Genomic DNA, 20,406 nt, shown 5'->3' on the forward strand with positions numbered 1-20,406 from the left:
CGCTGTTTCTTGAGAGAGACCCTCTGTCCGCCAAGAACGCATCTAAGCCCTTGATTTCGTTGAGAAATCAAGGGCTTTTTGTTTGCCGTTTACAAATGGCTATCAAAAATTTGGCGGTTGGCTCTGGTGTATTGACCCAGCAGAATCTGCGCATGTTTAGCGTTCTTCATGCGGCATAGCCACTCATCACATGCGCTACGGAACACAAGGAGGAGACCGATACGCGCTTAGTGACGCCTCTGCCCATTGGCGGTATGCATCTCAACCAGGCAGCCTTGCCGAAGATCAGTTTCTGCGGGGGGCAGGAAGCGCTAAGTCACGTACATAGGCTCGTAGCCCATGCGCTCTAAGAAAGTTTCAACGCGATTTGCCTCCGAAGCGGGTTCCATCAGATAGAGCGGGCCAATTTTGACCCGATTGGGCCAACTTTGACCCGCTAAATTTCGTTATTTATCAATAGGTTATGAAATTTAGGGCCAAATTTGGCCCGATTTTTCATGAAAACCCCCGGGTTTTTGGCTTCATGACAGCGAACAGAAACCAAAAACACACCGGAACAGTTGCCAAGCAATTGATTTATATGGGTTTATTTTGAATAAATAATGCTGGCACGAATTTTGCATATGTCATCGTACCGCCTCCTTCGGGATGCATTCCGGCCCTTGCGCCCATTTACGACGACAACGGATTCCATTCATGCCTACTCCCGCCTACATCAGCATAACTGGCAAGACCCAGGGCAACATCACCCAGGGCGCCTTCACCGCCGACTCGGTCGGCAACGTCTATGTAGAAGGTCACGAAGACCAGATTCTGGTCCAAGAGATTGAGCACCGCGTCAACACCCCGACCGACCCGCAAAGCGGCCAGCCCTCCGGCCAGCGCGTGCACAAGCCATTCACCTTCACCAGCGCGCTCAACAAGGCCACGCCCCTGATGTATCAGGCCCTGGCCGCTGGCGAAATGCTGCCCAAGGTGGAAGTGAAGTGGTACCGCACGTCCATCGACGGCAAACAGGAGCACTTCTTCACCACCGAACTGGAAGACGCCACGATCGTGGACATCACCAGTGTGCTGCCGCACGCGCAAGACCCGAGCAAATCGGACTACACGCAGCTGATCAAAGTGGCCATGGCCTACCGCAAGATCACCTGGACGCACACAGTCGCGGGTACGGAGGCCTCGGATGACTGGCGCAAGCCGCTGGAAAGCTGATCCTGCCTCGGGGCTGGGCGTGAGCGTCCGGGCCCGTTGTGTCAGCCAGGAACGGAGTTGCCGTGAGCGGGGATTCCGTCTTCTTCTTCTTGTTCATATGCCGCCGGAACGCTTGGCTTTGCGTTCCGGGGGTTCAGGATCGCGACATGCCCCGTTTATCCAATATGCGCTTTACGTTTGCCGCGATAGCAGTTGGCGTGGATTTCGAAGTGGTGGAGTTCACGCTCGACGAAGCCCTGTCCGAGACCTTCCTATTGCGCGTGGAACTATCGAGCTTCGACCCCGCGGTGGACTTCGGCGCGGTGCTGGACCAGCCCGCGCTCTTTACGATCTGGCGCGGAGAGGAACCCGTGCGCTACGTTCACGGAGTTATCTCGAGCTTCCTGCAATCTGATAGTGGGTTCAGGCGGACGCGCTATAGCGCCGTCGTGGAACCGGCCCTGGCGCGCGCCGATTTGTGTTCGGACTGGCGCATCTTTCAGCAGCAGTCAGTCCCCGAGATCCTTGCCCAGGTCATCAAGTCGCACGGCATCACGGACTACGAACAGGTTACGACCAACGAGCACCTGCCGCGCGAATACTGCGTGCAGGCGGGCGACACCGATTTGCAGTTCCTTGCCCGATTGGCGGCGGAAGAAGGATTCTTTTACCGCTTTGTGCACACGGACAAGGGCCATCGGCTGATCCATGGCGATCGGATCTACATACATGGGGAGATTGAAGGCGGGCCGGTTGAGTACAACCCTGCGCCCGGTGGCGATCAGCCCGAGCCAGCGCTGCGCAGGTTTACTTACGCCGAAAATGTGCGAACCGCCCGTAGCACTCAAGCTGATTATTCCTACACGAATCCCAGGTACGATCAGCAACATTCGTTCGTCGCCACGGACCTGGAACATCAAGATTGTCGCTACGAGCGCTATGACTACCCGGGCCGCTACAAGCGCGACGAGGCGGGCAAGCCGTTTACCCAGAGCCGCCTTCTGGGCCTGCGTCGCGACGCGCGCATGGCGCGAGTCGAAGGCGACGACGCACGGTTAATCCCTGGCGTGGCCTTTGATCTTATTGGTCATCCACGAGAAGACTGGAACCATGGCTGGCGTCCGGTGCGCATGCGGCACCACGGCGTTCAGCACACGAGCCAGCAGGAAGAAGGGTCCGAGGCATCGCAAGGAACTCAGTACCGCTACGCGGCCGACATCGTCCCGGACAAAGTGGACTGGAAACCCGAACCCGCTCCGAAGCCGCGCATCGACGGTCCGCAGATCGCGACGGTCGTGGGCCCGCCCAACGAAGAGATCTACTGCGACGCCTTTGGCCGCGTGAAGGTCCAGTTCCCATGGGATCGCCTAGGTAAGAGCGACGAGCACAGTTCGTGCTGGATCCGTGTGTCACAGAACTGGGCGGGCGAGGCCTGGGGCCACATGGCGATACCGCGCATCGGGCAGGAGGTAATCGTTGACGCGGTAGATGGGGATTGCGATCAGCCGATTATCGTCGGCCGCACCTATCGGGCGACGAACTTGCCGCCGTACGAACTGCCCCGGCACAACATCTTGAGTACCGTCAAAACTAAGGAACATAAAGGCATTCGCGCCAACGAACTGCGCCTGGATGACACCTCGGGGCAGATCAGCGCGGCGCTGATGAGCGATCACGCGGCTACGGCATTGCACATCGGCTATCTCACGCATCCGCGGCCCTCGGGCGGCGTGCCGCGCGGCGAAGGCTTCGAGCTGCGCACGGATGCGCACGGCGTGTTGCGCGCGGGCGGGGGCATGCTGCTTACCACCGAAATGCGCGCCAACGCCAGCGAGCATCACAAGGATCTGCCCGAAACTGCCGAGCGCCTGTCTGTTGCGCGCGACCAGCAAGAGACCTTCGCCAGCATGGCGCGCGAGCTCATGGCGCAAGAGGCAGGGGATCAGGACGAGGTGGCTAAAGCGCTGCAAACCCAGCATCGGGATATTCAGGGGCAAGGCCCGGGCAATCCGCAGTCCAATCAGTACCCGGAACTCAGCGCACCGCATCTGGTACTGGCCAGTCCCGTTGGGATTGCCGCGAGCACGCCGGGATCGACTCACATAGCAAGCGGCGAACACGTTGCGCTCTCTAGCACCGGCCACACTAGCGTGTCGGCTGGCAAGCGCCTCCTGGCGAGTGCCAGCCGCGGCATGCGCTTCTTCGTGCAGAGCCTGGGATACCGCCTGGTCGCCGCGGCGGGCGACATCGACATCAAGGCGCTCAAGGACAGCATCAACGTGCTGGCCAAGTTGAATATCACGATGAGCGCCACTCGCATCACGATCAGCGCAAAGGAAGAACTCGTGATCAACGCGGGCGGCAGCGGCACGACCTACAACGCTGGCGGCATCACGCACGCGACCAGCGGGCCGTACAAGGTGCACGCTACCAACGTGAACTTCAGCGGCCCCAAGAGCCAGGCGGGGGCGTTCCCGGACGAACCCAAGCCCGCTAAGGGCAGTCTGGAACTGTTCAACAAATACGCCAACCACAAGGGGTTCAAGGCCGGAGAATTTGAAGTCGAAGATGCGTTGGGGAAGGTGTTCAAGGGCACGCTGGATGGGCAGGGGTTTGCGGCCGTGTCGGGAGCCGCACCAGGGCCGGCCACCGTCGCGTTCGGGAAAGACCCGTCCGACACTTGGGACATCGCAAATTACAAGCGAGGCGCGGTGTGGCCGAGCGGCTCTTCACATGCTGCGGCGCTGCCCGCGCAAATCCGGTCCCTGGCAGGCGAGATCGCTGGTGCCGCGCAACAGGCTCAACAGGCGGTGGAATTCGCCCGCCAGGCGCAACAGTTGGTCAGTTCACCCAATTTTTCGGCTATCTCGGGCGGTGTGATTGACGGCGTGAAAAGTGCTTCGGCCTTGTTAGCGGCGCGTGCCGACACCGCAAAGCCGGGTGTATCCGCAGCGGCCCGGCAGGCACAGCCGTCCATTGCACTCGTGCAGCTTGGAAAAAAGGCGGCAAGCCCGCTCGGTGCGGGCGCCGCCAGGCCCGATGCTGGCGCCGCGCGCGCTGCAGCTAAAACCCTGATCCAAAAACGATAAGAGCCTCAACAATGATTACCGGTACGCAATCGAACTCGCCTCCGATGGAAGAGGAATACACCGAAGCCGAATATCAGGAAGCCGAAGCAGAGAACGACGGCAAGGAGTGGAGCGACGAAGAGCTGGACGGCCCGCAGGGCGTCGTGGCGCCGCTCAACACGATCGCCGTGGAAGATGTGGAAGCTGGCGTCAATGCCTTTGACGCCTGGCTGCGCAAGAACAGCAACGATATCATCACGTTGCCGCGTTTGGCGGCCGCCGCGGGGGTAGTGCCCGTGTTGGGCAATATCATGGCGCTGGTGGATGCCGTGAGCGACATCATCAAGTTAAGCGATAGTCAGCGGCGCCAGTTTACGGATTGGGTCAGCCTGGGCATCAACTTGTTCGGGGTGATTCCCGCGCCGGGTACCGCGGCGGCGCGTATGAGCTTGCGTCCGGCCTTGTTCCTGGTGCAAAAGGAACTCGCGCGGCAAGCCAAGGCCGGTCTGGGCGATGCCATCATCAGCGTGCTGGCGGCTCACCTGAACGAGAACATTGCGGGCGATATCGAGCAATTCGCCGAAGAGGCTCAGGCTCGCCTGCAACAGTTGCTCAAGGATGCCGGAGACAAAGCCGAAGAAATCATCAAGTCAATTTCCCTGGGGCTGGAAAGCCTGACCAAGCCCGAAAAGGCCGAAGCGGCGTTTGCAAAAGCCGACCAGCTTTGGGCTTCGGCACAGGACAAGATTCTGGACGACCCTACTGCTGCGCTCGAGGATGCCTGGGGCGCTCTTTGTAGTTTCTGGGGCGGTGGAAAAATGGCCGTACACAACACGGCCAAGGGGCTTATCCCGCGCGAGGCCAAGCGCCTGATCCTGGGAGGCGCGAGTCGTTTGAATCAGTTGGCCCCGGCGGTCAACCAGGGCATACAGTCGGTGGGTGACGAAAGAAATACGGCTAGTATCGCCACGTTGCTGACGCAGTTGTCCGTGGCCGTGCTGCTCTGGCGCCAGCGCAAAGGCTACGCCATCGGCGCAAACGTGCGTCCCGCCGTGGCGAACCAGGCCCGGCGGATTGCCCGATCCATGCGGTTGGCCCGCATTCGGCGCCAGCGCAAAGCCCGTCAAAATGCCAACGGAAAAAAAAATGGCGCCTGCCCGGCCACCTGCTGCAGCATCAGTTTTGCCATGGGCACCGAAAGCTTCACGCACACGGACTTCTCGCTGCCCGGACCTTTCCCGCTGAACTGGTCGCGAACCTACTACTCCAATCTGGCGGCCTACGACAAAGGCTCGCTGGGGGCACGTTGGGTTAACGAATTCACGACGCGTTTTGACGTCAAGACATCGGGAGTGGACCGTGAGGAATTGCGCTATCACGCCGCTGACGGCCGAACGCACGCGTTTCCGCTCCCCCCGATTGGCAAGTTTCACTATGACCCGATCGAGAATCTGACGCTGGTGCGCGTATCGGAGAGCGAACTGACCCTGGCCGAAGGCTATGAGCGGCGTGCGACCTATCAACGAGACGGGCGTGGCTTCCGCCTGACCGGCATCCACTTGCGTGGTGGCGCCCGCGTGGCGCTGCACTATCAACACTCGGTGGGCCGACGCAGAGTCCTGTCGGACCTCATCACGTATCAAGACGATGAGGTCCACACGCATGTTGGCACGCAACCGGATGCCCAGGGACGAATCATCGCACTCTGGCTGATCGTGGGCGGGGAGTTGAAACGCCCGTTGGCGCAATACCGATACGACGAACAGGGGGACCTGGCGCAGGCGCGCGACGAGCACGAACACCAATGGAGCTATGAATACCAGAATCACCTGATCTCCCGCTACACGGACCGCACCGGGCGTGGCATGAACCTGGAGTGGAACGGCACGGGGCCTATGGCGCGAGCCATCCGGGAATGGGCGGACGACGGTAGCTTCGATACCCAGTTGCGTTGGCATCCCGAAATTCGCCTGACCTATGTCACGGATGCTCTGGGCCAAGTCACGGAGCATTACTACGATATCCTGGGCTACACCTACCGCATCGTGCACCCTGACGGGCTGTCCGAGTGGTTTTACCGCGACGACGCCAAGAACATCGTCACGCACGTCCACACCGACGGCAGCACCGATAGCTACGCATACGACGAGCGCAGCAATCTGCTGGAGCATATGCGCCCGGATGGCACGACGATGCACTACGCCTACGACGACCGCGACCAGCTCTTCAAGATCCGCGACGCCGAGGGCGGCTTGTGGCAGCGAGACTACAACCCGCGCGGCTACCTGACCGAGACGATCGACCCGCTGGGCAACAAGACCGAATATGCCTACGACAGCGCCGGCAATCCGGTCGCCGTAAAGGACGCTCGGGGCGGCCAGAAGCAGTTGTCCTATAACGCTGCCGGCCAAATCAAGCAGTACACCGACTGCTCGGGCAAGACCAGCGCCTGGGCCTATGACGAACTAGGCCAGTTGCGAGAGTTCACCGATGCGGCGGGCAATGCCACGCGCTATGTCTACGAAGCGGGGAACCTGGCCAGCATCACTCACCCTGATCAAACCCAGGAACGCTTCGAGCGCGACGCCGAAGGCCGTCTGCTTGCCCACACCGACGCGCTGGGTCGGCGCACGCAATGGAGCTATACCGCGGCGGGCCTGGTCGCCCAACGCCGCGACGCCGCTGGCTACACGCTGCACTATCAATGGGACAAACTCGGCCAACTGACTACCCTGGCCAACGAGAACGACAGGCAAGCCCGTTTTGCGTACGATCCGGCAGGACGCCTAGTGGAGCAGCGCGGCTTCGACGATCAGGCCACGCGTTACCACTATGACCCGGCCAGCGGTACGCTGCTCTCCACACAAGACGGCGACCGCATCATCGAACTCGCGTTCGACGCCATGGGACGCGTCACGCAACGCCATGCGCGCCCCTATGTCCCGTCCACCGGCACGGCGGCGCAAGCGGCCGGTACGCAGACCGAACGCTACGCCTACGACGGCAACGGCCGCCTGATCCTGGCGGAAAATCCCGCCTGCCGCTTGCAATGGTTCCACGACGCCGCAGGCAACCTTACACGCGAACATCAACATTACCAAAGCCTGCCGGCGCCGGTTACGGCAGTCTGGAAGCACGAGTACGACGAACTGAATCAGCGCATCGCCACGCTTCGCCCGGACGGCCATCGAGTCAGCTTGCTGACCTACGGTTCCGGCCACGTGCACGGCATGCTGATCGACGGGCACGAACTCGCGCACTTCGAGCGCGACGACCTGCACCGGGAGGTGGAGCGCCACCAGGGGAATCGTCTGGTGCAGACGCAAGCCTGGGACGCGATGGGGCGGCTGGCCGAGCAGAGCGTTGCGTGGATGCCAGGCATCTCTGGCACCTCCGGCATGGCCGCGTTGCCTGGCACGCCTGACGCCGTTGCGCGCGCAGGCGGCCACGGCCGCACTCAGCGCTTGCTGCAACGTGGGTACCGCTACGACGCCGCAGGCCAGCTCGAGGCGATCCAGGACAGCCGCCGCGGCCCCCAGGCCTATCGCTATGACCCGGTCGGGCGGCTGCTCGAAGCCACCAGCGGCCTTGGCAGAGAGACTTTCGCCTTCGACCCGGCCTGCAACCTGGTGGACCCGGCAAGCGCGCGGGGCGAAGAGGGCACCTTGGGTATGGGCCGCCCCGTCTACACCTATCGCCAGCGCTCGGCGTGCTTGGACAACTTGTTGCGCGAGTACGCCGGCACGCACTACCAATACGATGCGCGCGGCAACCTCATCGAAAAGCTGCAGCACGGCAAGCGCTCGCGCTTCGAGTGGGACTTGTTCAATCGCTTGACGGGGTACAGCAACGATACGCTGCAGGTGACTTACCAGTACGACGCCTTGGGCCGCCGCCTGATCAAGCAATCGGAAGCCCACTGGCGCGAGCGCCCGGGCATGACGCATGTGCAGCGCCAGGCAGAACGTGCGCGTGCGAACAAGGCCGCGGGTTGCACAACCACGCTATACGGCTGGGACGGCGACACACTGGCCTGGGAAGGCGGCGAGAGCCAAACGACGCACTACCTGTATGAGCCGGGCAGCTTTGTGCCGCTGGCGCAGGCCATTAGCAGGAAACCTGTGCTGCTGCACAAGCAGCCGGAGTATGCGGGTGCGTATGACATTGATCGGGATCCGCTGTGGACGACCTCGCCTGAGCCGGATCCGCTGGACGCGCTCGCCTGGTACCAGTGCGACCACTTGGGCACGCCGCAAGAGCTGACGGATGCGCAAGGCGAGATCGTCTGGAGCGCGCAGTACAAGGCTTGGGGCGCGGCGAGGGAGGTGATCTCAAGCGCCGCGCAGGCGGCGGGGATACGGAATCCGATCCGCTTCCAGGGGCAGTATTGGGATCAAGAAACCGGGCTGCATTACAACCGTCACCGGTACTATGATCCGGAGGTCGGACGGTTTATTGCGAAGGACCCGATAGGGCTGGCGGGGGGGGTAAATCTGTATGCCTATGTCAAAAATCCGCTGGCCTATGTTGATCCTCTCGGATTAGCTGCTTGCAGTATAAGCGCGGGTAAAAACTTTAAAGATCATTTTATTCGGCATAAAGATATTCTTGAAAAAAGCCTCGGCAAGAAATATCCCAAATGGAAAACTAGTGAAGGTGCTGAGTTTCTTAAGGATATTGAAACGCTTCGAGATAATGGGAAGTTAACTCATGTCGGGCAGGGGACGATTAAAAAAGGCCAGCCAGTTATGGAGATATATAGAGGCGAAGGGATGAATTATGTATCTAAAAAACTGCCTAATGGCACGGAAGAGTTTGTAACTCTTGTTGAGTCAGGTAGGGGGATGGACCTCGGAATTGTTTTATTGCCATAGAGGATTAATCATGGAAAGCTTTATTAACTACCTCACTCAAGAAACGCTGAGTGACGTAATTGTTACCGGTTATATTGATTCTGAGGGGTTGCCTGTTTTTCATCCAATGTATGAAAGATTGTTTTTTGTCTTTAGCGATCTTATTTATGAAGTGTATTTAGATGATGGATTGATTAAAGCAAATGGAGTCAATGAAATAAAAGTATGGTTTGATGTTGATGAAGATGATAAGTTTTCATTGATGTCAATATACTCTCAGTTATTTAAAACTGAAAATAAAATAAGCGTGTCAAAAGTTAGTTATGAACAAATACCTCTTTCGGGTATGTCTATTACATGCCATGAGGGTGATATTGAAAGAGTTCTGATACTAGATCCTAATAACTTTTTTGGCTTTACTTTCTTATAAACCAAGCCCAGAATGATCCCGTAAAGGTCCTTCCGGGCTTTTGTCAATGGCTAAGTCAGCATATTGCTCTGTTGTACTTGAGTCACCACCTCGCTGCGTAAGCACCCCTGTCAAGTAGACATCGGTTGATAGACGATCGGAGCAAGGGTTAGCCGGGGCATGAATTGCACCGGCGGGAGGCCACCCAGCGATTCATGCGGGCGGTACTGGTTGTAATCGACCAGCCATTGATCGGTAATCGCCTGGACCTGCTCAAGGTTGGCGAACAGGTGCGCGTCGAGCACCTCGGTTCGATAAGTTCGATTGAAGCGCTCAATGAAAGCGTTCTGATTTGGCTTGCCCGGCTGGATATAGCGGATCGCGATGCCCTTTGCGCTAGCCCATTGGGTGAACGCCTCTGAGATCATCTCCGGACCGTTATCCAGGCGTATTGCGTCAGGCGGCCCATAGCAGTCGATCAAACGGCTCAATACCCGAATGAGGCGCGCAGACGGGATGGACACGCCTACCTCGATGGCCAAGCACTCCCGGTTCGCCTCGTCGATCACGTTCAGAGTGCGAAACCGCCGGCCGCAGTAGAGAGCGTCATGCATGAAGTCGAGCGCCCAACAACGATTAGGCTCTGTGGCCAGATCCAGCGGCTGTCGCGGTCGGTCGGGAAGCCGCTTTTTGCGGCGCCGAGGCAAATTCAGACCCATGTCGCAGTACACCCGATGAACGCGCTTTTTGTTCCAGCCGCGACCGTCGAGGCGCAGCCGGGTGAAACACTTCCAGAATCCCCAACGCCCATGCCGGGTCACAATGGCATTGAAAGCATCAATGACTTGGGAATCCCGCTCAGATGCCGGCATTGGCTTCTTGTAGTACGCCGCCCGCGATAGGCCGGCAATCTGACAAGCGCGCGTGATTGAGAGCTTGGCTTGCACCAGCTGTCCCACCACTTCGCGCCTGGCCGACGGCGTCAGGATTTTCGATTCAAGACATCCTTGATCGCTGCATTCTCCAGCGCCAAGTCGGCAAACATGCGTTTGAGCTTGGCGTTTTCAGCTTCCAGTTCGCGCAGCCTCTGCAACTCGGAAACTTGAACGCCGGAGAACTTGCTCTTCCAAAGGTAATACGTGGCGTTGCTGATGCCGTGTTTGCGGCACAGCTCGGCGACCGGCATGCCGGCTTCGCCTTCCTTCAGAACAGCAACGATCTGGCTCTCGGTAAATCTGCTTTTCTTCAAGGGAATCTCCAACTCAGGGAGGCTCCGAAATTCTACCGGGCGGTGTCTACCTGAAGGGGGAGCTTACGGCTGGGCATCACGCTGATCGCCAGCGGTTGCCCGGTTAGGCCCCACTGCGTCAATCAGCCCCCCCTGCCAGATACAGTTCACCGTTATCCTGTATCCAGTCCGCATCAATATGGATGAGCGTCTGCTTCCAACAATAGCCGCTAAATCTCTCCCTTAGCACGTTGTTATAAGTCCTTCCGGATACGGTTCCATATTAAATGCAGCCCCCGCTACAAATTCCGCCTTGATAATATCCTGGCTATCGATCAACTCAGGAATATAGCCGTCTGTGGTTGTCTGCGTAATATTATTTACGTTCAGACGACGCACTACCTGTATGAGCCGGGCAGCTTTGTGCCGCTGGCGCAGGCCATTAGCAGGAAACCTGTGCTGCTGCATAAGCAGCCGGAGTATGTGGGTACGTATGACATTGATCGGGATCCGCTGTGGACGACCTCGCCTGAGCCGGATCTGCTGGACGCGCTCGCCTGGTACCAGTGCGACCACTTGGGCACGCCGCAAGAGCTGACGGATGCGCAAGGCGAGATCGTCTGGAGCGCGCAGTACAAGGCTTGGGGCGCGGCGAGGGAGGTGATCTCAAGCGCCGCGCAGGCGGCGGGGATACGGAATCCGATCCGCTTCCAGGGGCAGTATTGGGATCAAGAAACCGGGCTGCATTACAACCGTCACCGGTACTATGATCCGGAGGTCGGACGGTTTATTGCGAAGGACCCGATAGGGCTGGCGGGGGGGATAAATACCTATGCATATGCGCCGAGTCCGCTGGCGTGGATAGATCCACTGGGGTTGAGGTGCGGTCATTCTGCTGAAAATCCCAAGCAGGCGCATGCTGCTATAAGAGATCAATGGGGACATGATATGAGTCCCGCTGAAATGAGGGAACTACATAAAACGATCGATAACATCAAACTAAATCGACCAGCTTACGCAAGGGACGGTATCGAATTTGAGAATAGTTTCCGTATTTCTCCAAATAGTCAACGATTAGATACTGGCAGTGGGCCATATAGAGAATGGACGGCTAAAACACCTGGCGTTGGCAATCGAGGTGCAAGGCGTATTGTTATTGATAACGCGACAGGGAAAGCGTATTACAGTCATGACCATTATGAATCTTTTATAGAAATAAATCTTGGGGGTTGGAGATGATGAAATTTAAAAAATTATCCTCTGACTTTTATAAAATAAAAATAGATGATGATTTTCATGATGAAATGAAGAGGTTGTTTGGTTTTCCTGATTTCTATGGGAAGAACTTCAACGCTTTTATTGATTGCTTAAGCAGCCTTAGATTTCCTGAGGATGGAATGACAAATATACACTTGGATAAGGATGAGTATTTATTGATGGAGATTAAGGGTATTCATTCTTTATCTGATGAGATTAGGCATGGATTTTTGTTATCAATAGAAGTTATTAATCAAGGGGCAATATCTTTCGGTGATGAGGTATTGATTTTTTTGTTGCTGATTAAATAGAAAGTGGCCGGTTATCACTAGCCGGCTTTTATCTGTCACTACGTCCGTGCGCGTGCAAACAAGGCCGCTGGCGCAGGCCATTAGCAGGAAACCTGTGCTGCTGCATAAGCAGCCGGAGTATGTGGGTACGTATGACATTGATCGGGATCCGCTGTGGACGACCTCGCCTGAGCCGGATCTGCTGGACGCGCTCGTCTGGTACCAGTGCGACCACTTGGGCACGCCGCAAGAGCTGACGGATGCGCAAGGCGAGATCGTCTGGAGCGCGCAGTACAGGCTTAGGGATGGATCAAAGAAGAGCGATCAAGCAGCGCATTGCAGTAAGGGATTAGCAACCCGATCAGGTTCCAGGGGCAGCATCACGATCCAGAGACTGGGCTACATTACAACCGGTATAGGTACTATGGTCCGCAGGTAGGGCGATTGGTTAGTCGAGATCCAATTGGGTATGCAGGTGGGTTAAACGTCTTCCAATATGCACCGAATCCGATTGAATGGATTGTTCCATTTGGATTAGCTGGCCATCGAACTGCGACAAGGGCTGACCAGGGAGTGGAACTCGGAAGGCACCTGACAGATAAGCAAGCTTGGCAAGCTATACGCAGTGCGAGCTTGATGCAGTTGCCGCCAGGCTAAATCCCCGGCCCAGAAAAACGTTGGGATTCAAGATTCCGGCTGAAGCGCTGGACGCAATGTTGCACTGACCGTCTGAATCCACAACAACGCTTTTGCGGGGGGGATTACCCCTCGACTTCAAGGACGTCGAGGGCCTTTTTGTATGGCCACGGGCCACGAGGCTACAGGTAGCGCAACGTGAATGTCACCGAACCATCCAGTGGAATTTCCTTGGACGTCGGCAAGGCAGTGGTTCCGTTCAACACGGGTGTCACGGCCAAGCTGACGGATACTGTCGTGATGGGCATGGCGGTGGCATCTTTGCCGAACGAGTATTCGTCCGCCGGATTCACGTTGATGGTGTCTATGGCGGACTGAACAGGCCAGCTTGCGCTGCCGCGTGGACGGGAAAGGACCATGGACGTACTTTGGAAGGGCGGGACGCCGTCAACCACCGTGGCGTGGGGACGTACCAGCAGCACGACGGCACCGATCTTGACATCGTCGATACGGCCCAAACCCCAAGCGTGGGGTGTGCCGTTCAGTGGGTTTTGATAGGGCCACGGCATGCCGCTGGCGATGGCTGCCTGATGCGTGATGGCAGTGTCCGGACGATTTTCGTGAACCGTGAAAGAGACGCGCGTGGGGCCGCCACACGCGATTTCCAGGCGTGGACGCTGTTCAGGCAGCAGCGTTCCATTGCGGTTCAGACTGTGAAAGGGCAGGGTGCCAAAGTCGACGGGGCTTGCCCCGCCAAAGCCCATGCTGCAGGCTGGCGGGGTGAGTTGGCCGCCGATGACCAGATCGGCCTGGTTAGTGGCGGCATGCGTGGTGCTTGCCGCAGCCAGAGCCAGACCGACGCAAAGGCGTGGCAGGGTTTTCGTCATGTGAGCGAATGGAGGCAGGTTCGTGCGGGTGAGGTTGGATCGCGGTTACAGGTAACGCAACGTGAATGTGATCGAACCGTCCAGCGGAATTTCGTTCGCGGCGGGCAGGGTTGATGGTTGCCCGATCATGGGGGAGAGCCCGATCGCCAACTGCGCGTTCGTAATTGGTACGGCGGGTCCGCCTGTCGGGCCGAACGAGTATTCAAAGTCAGGGCTGAGGTTGAGCGAGTAATGCGATGACGCAACCGACCAGCTATTACTGCCTGTGGGGCGTGCCAGGATCTTCTGCACTCCCGCTGTGGTCAGGACCGCCCCGTCGACCGTGGTGGTCTGCGGGGTGATCAATGCAATCAATGCGCCTGTCTTGATCTGTTTGCCGTCTGCAAAACCCAGCCCCCAGGAATATTTGGGACCATTCACGTCATTCTGGTACGGCCAGTTCAGGTTGGGGGCTTCCTGGAGCGTGATGCCCGAGCCTGCCCGGTTATCCAGCGCGACAACACTGACGCGCGTGGGGCCGCCGCAGTTGATTTGTAGAGCGGTGTCTTTGCTGCCCAGTTTCGTCCCATTGTTGTCCAAGGCGTTGAACACGATGGAGTCAAAGTCGAGCGTTGCGTTGCCGCCAAAATGGGCGTTGCATGCTGGCGGCGTGAGCTTGCCTGTCACGTTGAGATCGCTGTTGCCGGCAGCGTGCGATGCGGCAGCTAGCGTGGCAAACGCCACGCCGACGAAGAATTGATTTTTCATAATGAACGTTCCTGATGTCAACAAATGCCGTCCTCGAGAGGCAGCGAACGAGCTGGTTCTGGCGTTGCCCAATTGCAGCGAGACTGTGCGGCCTTCAACGGTCGCACAGCCGTACGCTGCACTTATTTCAAGGGCTTGCCCGATTGCGAGGGGGCGCCACAGCGCGCCCTCCGCGGTACCCTTCTTACAGGTAAACCAGCGAGATCGTGGCGCTGCCATTCAGGTTAATGGCCTCGGTGGTCGGCAGAGCCGCGGCGCGGTTGATCGTCGGGGTGACGGTAAGCGAGCCAGTGACCGAGTCGACTGCTGCAGGCGTGGCACCGGCACCTGGCGAACCCACGAAGAAGGCGTAGGTGAAATTGGGGCTGATGAACTGCCGCTGTATGGTCTCGGCGAGCCAGGTGCGTTTGTCCGCGCTGTAGAGGACGGTGGCTTTGTTCAAGTCGGCTTGGACGTCGCCTTCCTTGAAGCCGAACATGTAGCCGCCGATAGGAATTTGAGTGCTGTCGGGTCCCGCAACGGAACCCAAGCCGAAGATGAAGGCGTCGGTGATGGTGGCGTTGTTTGACCCCCATGCATTGACGTTTAACGAGGCTTTCAGAACTTTGCTGCTGGCGCGGTTGTCTACCACGTGCAGGCCGACGCGCGTCTTGCCCTCGCACGTGATGTTCAGGCCAATTGTTTTGGAGTCAAGTTTGGTGCCGTCGAAAACGAGTGAGTTAAATGCGTGCTCACCGAAGTCGAGGGTGCCTCCGCCGTCAAGCGACAGGTTGCACGACGGCGGGGTGATGCGGCCGGTGATTGTCAGGTCCGCGGTGGGAGCGGCTTGGGCGGAGGCGGCGATCAAAAAGCTTGCGGCCAGGAGGTATCGCAGAGCGGGCAGGGGGCGTACCGAGTGATTCATGACTATCCAGTTTCTGGTGGAACAAAGGAATCACTCTAGGAAACGCATGACTTTTAGGATATAGGCATGCGCCTAATCTTCATTACGGTTGTGTAAACGGCTGCGTTACTATTTGTCCACGTTGGTTTTTCGTTCAACGAGAAACAGTGGAAAATCTGGGCTCTACCGGGGAATTCCATATTGTCAGCATCCAATTTTCATCCGTTGCGCATCGCAATCCTGGATGACCATCCGGTGGTGCGGGCTGGCATGTCCGCCTACCTGTCGCAAAACCGCGACATCTTTGTCATAGGCGAGTTCGAGACCAGCCGCGACATGATCCGGACGCTTGTGGATCAACCCGTCGATGTGCTGTTGATCGACTACTCATTAGGTCCGACTGAAGTCGACGGCATTTCGCTGATCAAGATGTTGCGCATCAAGTTTCCCGACGCGCGCATTCTGGTGTTCTCCGCGCTCTACGATCCGGCCACGGTGGCGTTGGCCCTGCGTTCCGGTGCGCACGGCTTTGTGGGCAAGGGCGGGCGCGAAGAGGAAATCGTGCTGGCGCTACGCAAGGTGGCAGCGGGCGGTACCTACTGCGATCCCCAGATGACTTACCTGCTGTCTGGCGCAAGCACCGAGCAGATTGAGCCCTTGGCGCGAGACACGCCGGCCGACCCTGCCTTGTCCGCCTCGACAAGCGGCCTGCTGGATGGCGCATCGTTGTCTGGGCGCGAGCGTGAAGTGATTCGCTGCCTGCTCGCGGGGATGACCATTTCCGACATCGCGATCAAGTTTGGCCGCAGCCCCAAAACCATCAGCGCGCAAAAGGGCACCGCCTATCGCAAGCTGGGGGTCACAACGGACAACGGCCTGTTCAAGCTGTGCGGGCTTTTGTAAGCGCCGGCATTCAACCGCGCGGATGGTGACGGGCACGCGCTACATGTCAACCAATTCAAGCTGCAAGGTCGCCGACCATACCGTCTGGTCGGCGACGCGAACGTCGGCATCGGCGACTTCAGGGTTCAACGCAATCTGGGCGGTAAGACTGCGTCCGGCACGGCCATGTTCCAACATCACCGTGTCGCCGGGCCGCAGGGAGATCCGGGGCTGGGCGCCATGAGGCGCGTCTGGGTTGACCAGACGGGTTTCATCACCGTCGATCCGGACGTGACTCAGGACGATGTGCAACGCGCCGGTGCCGGCGAATTTCGTGGCGCCATGTTGCCCTGCGGTGGCGTTCAGACGCAGTGCGATGGGGCGGGCAGTAGGGCAGTTGATGGTCAACGGCACCAGACGCGGCTCAAGCTGATAGCGCCGGTTGCCGTCCAACGTCAGTTGTCCGGCGGTGAAACTGCCGTAGTCGACGGTGGCTTGGCCGAATGACATCATGCAGCCCGCTATCGGCGCCGCGGCTGCTCCGCGCATCATGGGCGGCAGGGGCGATGCTTGCGCCGCCGCGGGCGTGGTCCAGGCGGCGGTCACGAGCAGCGTTGCCACCGCCAGCGCGGGCCGGCACGATCGAACGAGACGAGAGTTTGCGAGAGTCATGGGTTCCTTTTGCGATGAGCGGGATGGGGCGGCTACGGGATGCACGTCGCCTGGGTGCGCTCGTACAACGCGTTCAGGTCGGGTGTGTCGGCAATGTCGAATTCGAGCGTGCACGACGCTTCTTCCGTGGGCGACACGCTGAACGGTGTGGCCCCTGCCAGCATGTCAGGCAGGAAGATCTGGCCGCCGCTGCCCACCAGCGTGACGAACACGCCATTGGCATCCAGCACGGCCGCGCCCTTGGACACCGGCGAGCCGTCAGCGTAGGTGGCGGTCAGCAATGCGCGGCGAACCGTAACCACCTTGAAGTCCACGGCCGATACCGACCCGCGCGCCGGGTCTAGGCTGTAGCGGCCGTTGATCAAGTCCACGTTGCGCGCCAGTGATGTCGTGGCGACCTGGATCTGCCCGTTCCGATAAGCAGGCAGCGACGGGATGACGGCCCGGCCCCAGAGGTCGGTCCACACGCTGCCCGCCGGCGTGCTCAAGCGTATGCCGGATAGACCACCCACCGATGCGATGGCGAACGTGTCCTGCACCCGGTAGGGCGAAAAGCTCAAGCCATGTGCGTGCCCGACCAGCCCACCGCGCATGCGCGCGGAATGGCTGTACCCGCCCTTGAAACTGCTGGCCGCCAGATTCAGATGCGTATAGGCCGAATTGACGCCGACCGAACCGGAATAGCTGGTCTGGCCGTGAGAACTGGTGGTGGCCGCGAGGGTGTAGCTGCTTCGCTCGTTGATTGATGCGCCAGTATTGACGCCATAGCTTGTGCCGCTGTCCTGGCGTTGCATCGACGCGCTGACCCTTTGCTTGCCCAAGGGCAAGCTCAGGTTCAGATACATGAGGCTGCCCTGATTGCGGTGGCTGGAACCCATGTCGCGTTCGAAAGACAGCGACACGCTGGCCCGACCGAAGCTCTTGCCCCAGCTGAAAATGCCGCGACGCGATGAATTTCCGCGGGTACTCAGGGATTCGCTGACGTTCATATTGAAGCCGCCCAGCGTGGATCCGCTCCAGCCCAACCCTGCGCTGATCTGTTGCTTGATACGGTCTTCGCGAAGATGCGGATACCACTGCGTACCGCTAGTCGGCCTGTTGGCGCTGTCCAACACCTCGCTGTAGCCGTCGGTGCGCCGCAAGAGCGAGAGGTTCGAAGACACGCCCGGCAGCACTTGCCCCGAGACCGACACGATGTGCTGCGAGCCGCTACGCCCGGTGCGCGAATTTTGCGAGAAAGTGCTCTGCACGCCGGTCTGGATGCTGCCGGGCAGAGCCATATCCGAGCGGGCGCCGAGCGACCGATAATCCTGCGTCAGCAATAGTCCGGCCGCGATGTTGGCGCGCCTGCCCAACGCGATGCCGTATTCGGCCGCGGCGACCGGCATGGAGCCGCCACCTCCCGCATCCGTTTGGCGCAGCGTGCCCAAACCGCCGGTGAATCCAGTGGGCGTACCAACACGGTCTACCTGCAACGCGGCCGCGGGCACGTAGAACACACGCTCTTCGCCCGAGGTTTCGTGGATCACAACCTTGAGGTCTTGCGTCAATGACCGGGGCAGTACATCGGTCATGGTGAACGGGCCGGGGGGCACGATGGCGGACGCCAGTGGAATGCCGTTCTGCGAGACTTCGACTCGGGCCTGTGTGTGGGCGATGCCGGTGATGGGCGGGCCTTCCTGTTCGCTACTTTGTAATGCGGTTTCCGGAAACAGTTGCATGCCGTTGACGGGAACGCCGGCAAACAGCGAACCGCGCAGATTGATTTGCCCCGCCTGAAAGGTGGTGTGCCAAGAGGGCAATGTACGCTGGGCGTAAGCATCGACGTGGTTCCACGTCGACTTCCCGCCGTTATTGGAATAGGTGCTGTTGCTGCGCAGGATCCAATCGTTCGCGTTCAGGCCCAGTTCGGTATAGGCCTGCAGATATGTCGACTTGCCGCCGAGATGGCGCGTCTGGCTGGACAGTACGTCGTAGTTCAGGATGGCGGCGCGTCCCCCCGATTGATAGGTCGTGGCGGTGGCTGCTCGGTCCATTGCGCCGGGAGGCGCGACGATGTCCACGGTCATGCGTTCGGGCTGTAGCGCGATGGTGGTGGTGGGCCAGGCCTGAAGAAATGCGTCAGGACAGGCCTGTGGGTCGCTGCGTTGCGCTTCAGGCACCTTCAGCTCGGCCAGGGTCAGCAGTTCCGAACTCAGGCAGAGTCTGCCGCCGGTATCGAATGTGGCCAGGGCGCGCCCGACGTTGCGCCCGTTGACGCTCACGTGCACGGTGTGTTGGCCCGGCATGAATTGTGGCCCGTTCTTGAAGTGCGATGCGATGGCCGGATTCAAGCCGCGGCTTTTCAGGGTTTCAAGGTCGAACCCGCCTGCACCGGGTTGCGCGATGGCAGCCCCGTGCAGGCACAGCAGGAGGCTCGCGGCGACGAAGGCGCCACCGCGAGCATTGCGTAAGCGGTTGCAGAACATGAAAAGCCACGAGTGGAGCCGGCGCGCAACGCCCGCAAGACCCGGTTGCCGGGTCTTGCGAGCATGGCCAAGCGTGTTGATGCCCCGCGGGGGCAGTGATGCCGTCAGTTTTTGATCGGCGCGTCGAAGGACGAGACTTGATAGCCGTAGACGCTGGCGGGATACAGGCGAACGCTTGACTGTCCGGCTTGCAGGGGGGCCTCTGTGCCGACCAGCTGCAGCGTTTCACCCGGCAAGACGTACGTCTTGGGCAGGATCAGCGCCTGATCCGACGGCTGCACATTGACGCGTTGGTCCATGCGCACGATGTAGGGGCTGGGGTTGTGCACCGTCAGCTTGCCGTCTTGCACAGTCCACTGCAGCGAGCGCCACGGCGCATTGTCGTTGGCGATCTTCTTGGGCAGCGCGATCAGCGGAAGATCCTGCCTGATGGTCAGGTGCAGCTTGTTGCCCTGTTCACCGGTTTGCGGAATGCCTTCGAAGATGGCGCGCTTCATGCGCTGCGCGTCCAGCGGCTTGTCGTGGGTGAGCAAAAAGCGCACCAACTGCGTTTTGCCGGGAGCCACCACGGCAGCGGGCGGCGACACCATGACCCAATTTTCTTGGTCTTCGGCAATGTGTTCGATCATGGAGATCAGCAGCACGGGTTCGTCACCCGTATTCTTGATGCCGATCGTGCCTTCGCCGGTATTTTCGTGCACGAGCACAACCGACGTTTCAGGCTGAATGCCCATTGCTAGGGCTTGGCTGGCGGGGAAAAGGAGGGCGAATAGAGATGCCGCGACGATGCGCGGGAAGGTGTTCTTGAACATGGAGATATCGCTAAGGCATCGGCCCAAAGGGCCTTGAAAGCGTAGCAGTGTAGAAACCGGCTCGTTCGCCTGATATAGGCGAACGCCTATTTCGCGTGTTCAAGTGCAGCGGGCCGAACC

The 20,406-nt window shown here is 59.2% G+C and carries 15 protein-coding genes and 2 pseudogenes; 10 read left to right on the forward strand and 7 right to left on the reverse strand.

Translation table 11 applies throughout. The features are described 5' to 3' along the window. Window positions 1-696: 696 nt before the first annotated feature. The 4 genes from ELS24_RS03700 to ELS24_RS03715 all read left to right on the forward strand — a co-directional run bounded on the left by ELS24_RS03700 (window position 697) and on the right by ELS24_RS03715 (window position 9,545). Window positions 697-1,215: an Hcp family type VI secretion system effector gene (locus ELS24_RS03700; protein WP_127183429.1), complete on the forward strand. Its 519-nt coding sequence runs from the start codon at window positions 697-699 to the stop codon at window positions 1,213-1,215. A 146-nt stretch (window positions 1,216-1,361) separates the two neighbouring features. Then, window positions 1,362-4,283 (forward strand): type VI secretion system Vgr family protein, encoded by a 2,922-nt coding sequence (locus tag ELS24_RS03705; RefSeq protein ID WP_127183430.1) that lies wholly within the window; start codon window positions 1,362-1,364, stop codon window positions 4,281-4,283. A gap of 11 nt (window positions 4,284-4,294) precedes the next feature. Continuing rightward, complete coding sequence (locus ELS24_RS03710; protein ID WP_127183431.1) at window positions 4,295-9,136, forward strand: RHS repeat-associated core domain-containing protein; 4,842 nt, start codon at window positions 4,295-4,297, stop codon at window positions 9,134-9,136. Between the two features lie 10 nt (window positions 9,137-9,146). After that, window positions 9,147-9,545 (forward strand): hypothetical protein, encoded by a 399-nt coding sequence (locus ELS24_RS03715; protein WP_127183432.1) that lies wholly within the window; start codon window positions 9,147-9,149, stop codon window positions 9,543-9,545. A 110-nt stretch (window positions 9,546-9,655) separates the two neighbouring features. On the opposite strand, the gene ELS24_RS03720 is transcribed toward ELS24_RS03715, so the two are convergent. Further along, window positions 9,656-10,773, reverse strand: a protein-coding gene (locus tag ELS24_RS03720; protein ID WP_428839679.1) for an IS3 family transposase whose coding sequence is annotated in 2 segments (ribosomal slippage) — window positions 9,656-10,524 and window positions 10,524-10,773 — 1,119 coding nt in all. Because the reading frame shifts where the segments join, the coding sequence is not laid out codon by codon here. Between the two features lie 372 nt (window positions 10,774-11,145). On the opposite strand from ELS24_RS03720, the pseudogene ELS24_RS31165 reads away from it, so the two are divergent. The 5 genes and pseudogenes from ELS24_RS31165 to ELS24_RS31180 form a co-directional block, all read left to right on the forward strand. Next, a pseudogene (locus ELS24_RS31165) lies at window positions 11,146-11,991 on the forward strand (RHS repeat-associated core domain-containing protein); the annotation flags it as partial. Continuing rightward, window positions 11,988-12,320: a barstar family protein gene (locus ELS24_RS03730; protein ID WP_127183435.1), complete on the forward strand. Its 333-nt coding sequence runs from the start codon at window positions 11,988-11,990 to the stop codon at window positions 12,318-12,320. The pseudogene ELS24_RS31165 and the gene ELS24_RS03730, both read left to right, overlap by 4 nt. 121 nt (window positions 12,321-12,441) lie before the next feature. Next, a complete protein-coding gene (locus ELS24_RS31170; RefSeq protein ID WP_240669537.1) occupies window positions 12,442-12,738 on the forward strand; it encodes an RHS domain-containing protein in 297 nt (98 codons plus the stop codon). Beyond that, a complete protein-coding gene (locus ELS24_RS31175) occupies window positions 12,660-12,956 on the forward strand; it encodes an RHS repeat-associated core domain-containing protein (RefSeq protein WP_240669538.1) in 297 nt (98 codons plus the stop codon). The genes ELS24_RS31170 and ELS24_RS31175 overlap by 79 nt, the downstream gene beginning before the upstream one ends. Continuing rightward, window positions 12,908-13,024: pseudogene (locus ELS24_RS31180) on the forward strand (IS30 family transposase); the annotation flags it as partial. The gene ELS24_RS31175 and the pseudogene ELS24_RS31180, both read left to right, overlap by 49 nt. Window positions 13,025-13,117: 93 nt before the next feature. Here ELS24_RS31180 and ELS24_RS03740 read toward each other — a convergent pair. From ELS24_RS03740 to ELS24_RS03750, 3 genes are all read right to left on the reverse strand, one after another. Then, a complete protein-coding gene (locus ELS24_RS03740) occupies window positions 13,118-13,822 on the reverse strand; it encodes a DUF1120 domain-containing protein (RefSeq protein ID WP_050447148.1) in 705 nt (234 codons plus the stop codon). A 45-nt stretch (window positions 13,823-13,867) separates the two neighbouring features. After that, window positions 13,868-14,569, reverse strand: coding sequence for a DUF1120 domain-containing protein (locus ELS24_RS03745; RefSeq protein ID WP_050447149.1), 702 nt, complete (start codon window positions 14,567-14,569; stop codon window positions 13,868-13,870). Window positions 14,570-14,753: 184 nt separating this feature from the next. Beyond that, window positions 14,754-15,473, reverse strand: a complete 720-nt coding sequence (locus ELS24_RS03750) for a DUF1120 domain-containing protein (RefSeq protein ID WP_050447150.1) — start codon at window positions 15,471-15,473, stop codon at window positions 14,754-14,756. 180 nt (window positions 15,474-15,653) lie between these two features. Here ELS24_RS03750 and ELS24_RS03755 point away from each other — a divergent pair, with 180 nt between their 5' ends. Continuing rightward, complete coding sequence (locus ELS24_RS03755; protein WP_050447151.1) at window positions 15,654-16,355, forward strand: response regulator transcription factor; 702 nt, start codon at window positions 15,654-15,656, stop codon at window positions 16,353-16,355. Window positions 16,356-16,394: 39 nt separating this feature from the next. Here ELS24_RS03755 and ELS24_RS03760 read toward each other — a convergent pair whose 3' ends face one another. The 3 genes from ELS24_RS03760 to ELS24_RS03770 all read right to left on the reverse strand — a co-directional run bounded on the left by ELS24_RS03760 (window position 16,395) and on the right by ELS24_RS03770 (window position 20,286). Continuing rightward, the gene (locus ELS24_RS03760) at window positions 16,395-17,006 is read right to left on the reverse strand and encodes a hypothetical protein (RefSeq protein WP_127183437.1); all 612 of its coding nucleotides are present in this window, start codon (window positions 17,004-17,006) and stop codon (window positions 16,395-16,397) included. A 32-nt stretch (window positions 17,007-17,038) separates the two neighbouring features. After that, complete coding sequence (locus ELS24_RS03765) at window positions 17,039-19,474, reverse strand: fimbria/pilus outer membrane usher protein (RefSeq protein ID WP_127183438.1); 2,436 nt, start codon at window positions 19,472-19,474, stop codon at window positions 17,039-17,041. A 104-nt stretch (window positions 19,475-19,578) separates the two neighbouring features. Further along, window positions 19,579-20,286: a fimbria/pilus chaperone family protein gene (locus ELS24_RS03770; protein WP_083447380.1), complete on the reverse strand. Its 708-nt coding sequence runs from the start codon at window positions 20,284-20,286 to the stop codon at window positions 19,579-19,581. Between the last annotated feature and the right edge of the window lie 120 nt (window positions 20,287-20,406).

The organism is Achromobacter spanius, from assembly GCF_003994415.1.
GTDB lineage: Bacteria > Pseudomonadota > Gammaproteobacteria > Burkholderiales > Burkholderiaceae_B > Achromobacter > Achromobacter spanius_C.

Bases quoted from the DNA above. Each gene is read 5' to 3' on its own strand.
- ELS24_RS03730 (WP_127183435.1), top strand. From the start codon at position 11,988: ATGATGAAATTTAAAAAATTATCCTCTGACTTTTATAAAATAAAAATA.
- ELS24_RS03745 (WP_050447149.1), bottom strand. From the start codon at position 14,569: ATGAAAAATCAATTCTTCGTCGGCGTGGCGTTTGCCACGCTAGCTGCC.
- ELS24_RS03710 (WP_127183431.1), top strand. From the start codon at position 4,295: ATGATTACCGGTACGCAATCGAACTCGCCTCCGATGGAAGAGGAATAC.
- ELS24_RS03740 (WP_050447148.1), bottom strand. From the start codon at position 13,822: ATGACGAAAACCCTGCCACGCCTTTGCGTCGGTCTGGCTCTGGCTGCG.
- ELS24_RS03770 (WP_083447380.1), bottom strand. From the start codon at position 20,286: ATGTTCAAGAACACCTTCCCGCGCATCGTCGCGGCATCTCTATTCGCC.
- ELS24_RS03760 (WP_127183437.1), bottom strand. From the start codon at position 17,006: ATGACTCTCGCAAACTCTCGTCTCGTTCGATCGTGCCGGCCCGCGCTG.
- ELS24_RS03715 (WP_127183432.1), top strand. From the start codon at position 9,147: ATGGAAAGCTTTATTAACTACCTCACTCAAGAAACGCTGAGTGACGTA.
- ELS24_RS03750 (WP_050447150.1), bottom strand. From the start codon at position 15,473: ATGAATCACTCGGTACGCCCCCTGCCCGCTCTGCGATACCTCCTGGCC.
- ELS24_RS03765 (WP_127183438.1), bottom strand. From the start codon at position 19,474: ATGTTCTGCAACCGCTTACGCAATGCTCGCGGTGGCGCCTTCGTCGCC.
- ELS24_RS03700 (WP_127183429.1), top strand. From the start codon at position 697: ATGCCTACTCCCGCCTACATCAGCATAACTGGCAAGACCCAGGGCAAC.
- ELS24_RS03705 (WP_127183430.1), top strand. From the start codon at position 1,362: ATGCCCCGTTTATCCAATATGCGCTTTACGTTTGCCGCGATAGCAGTT.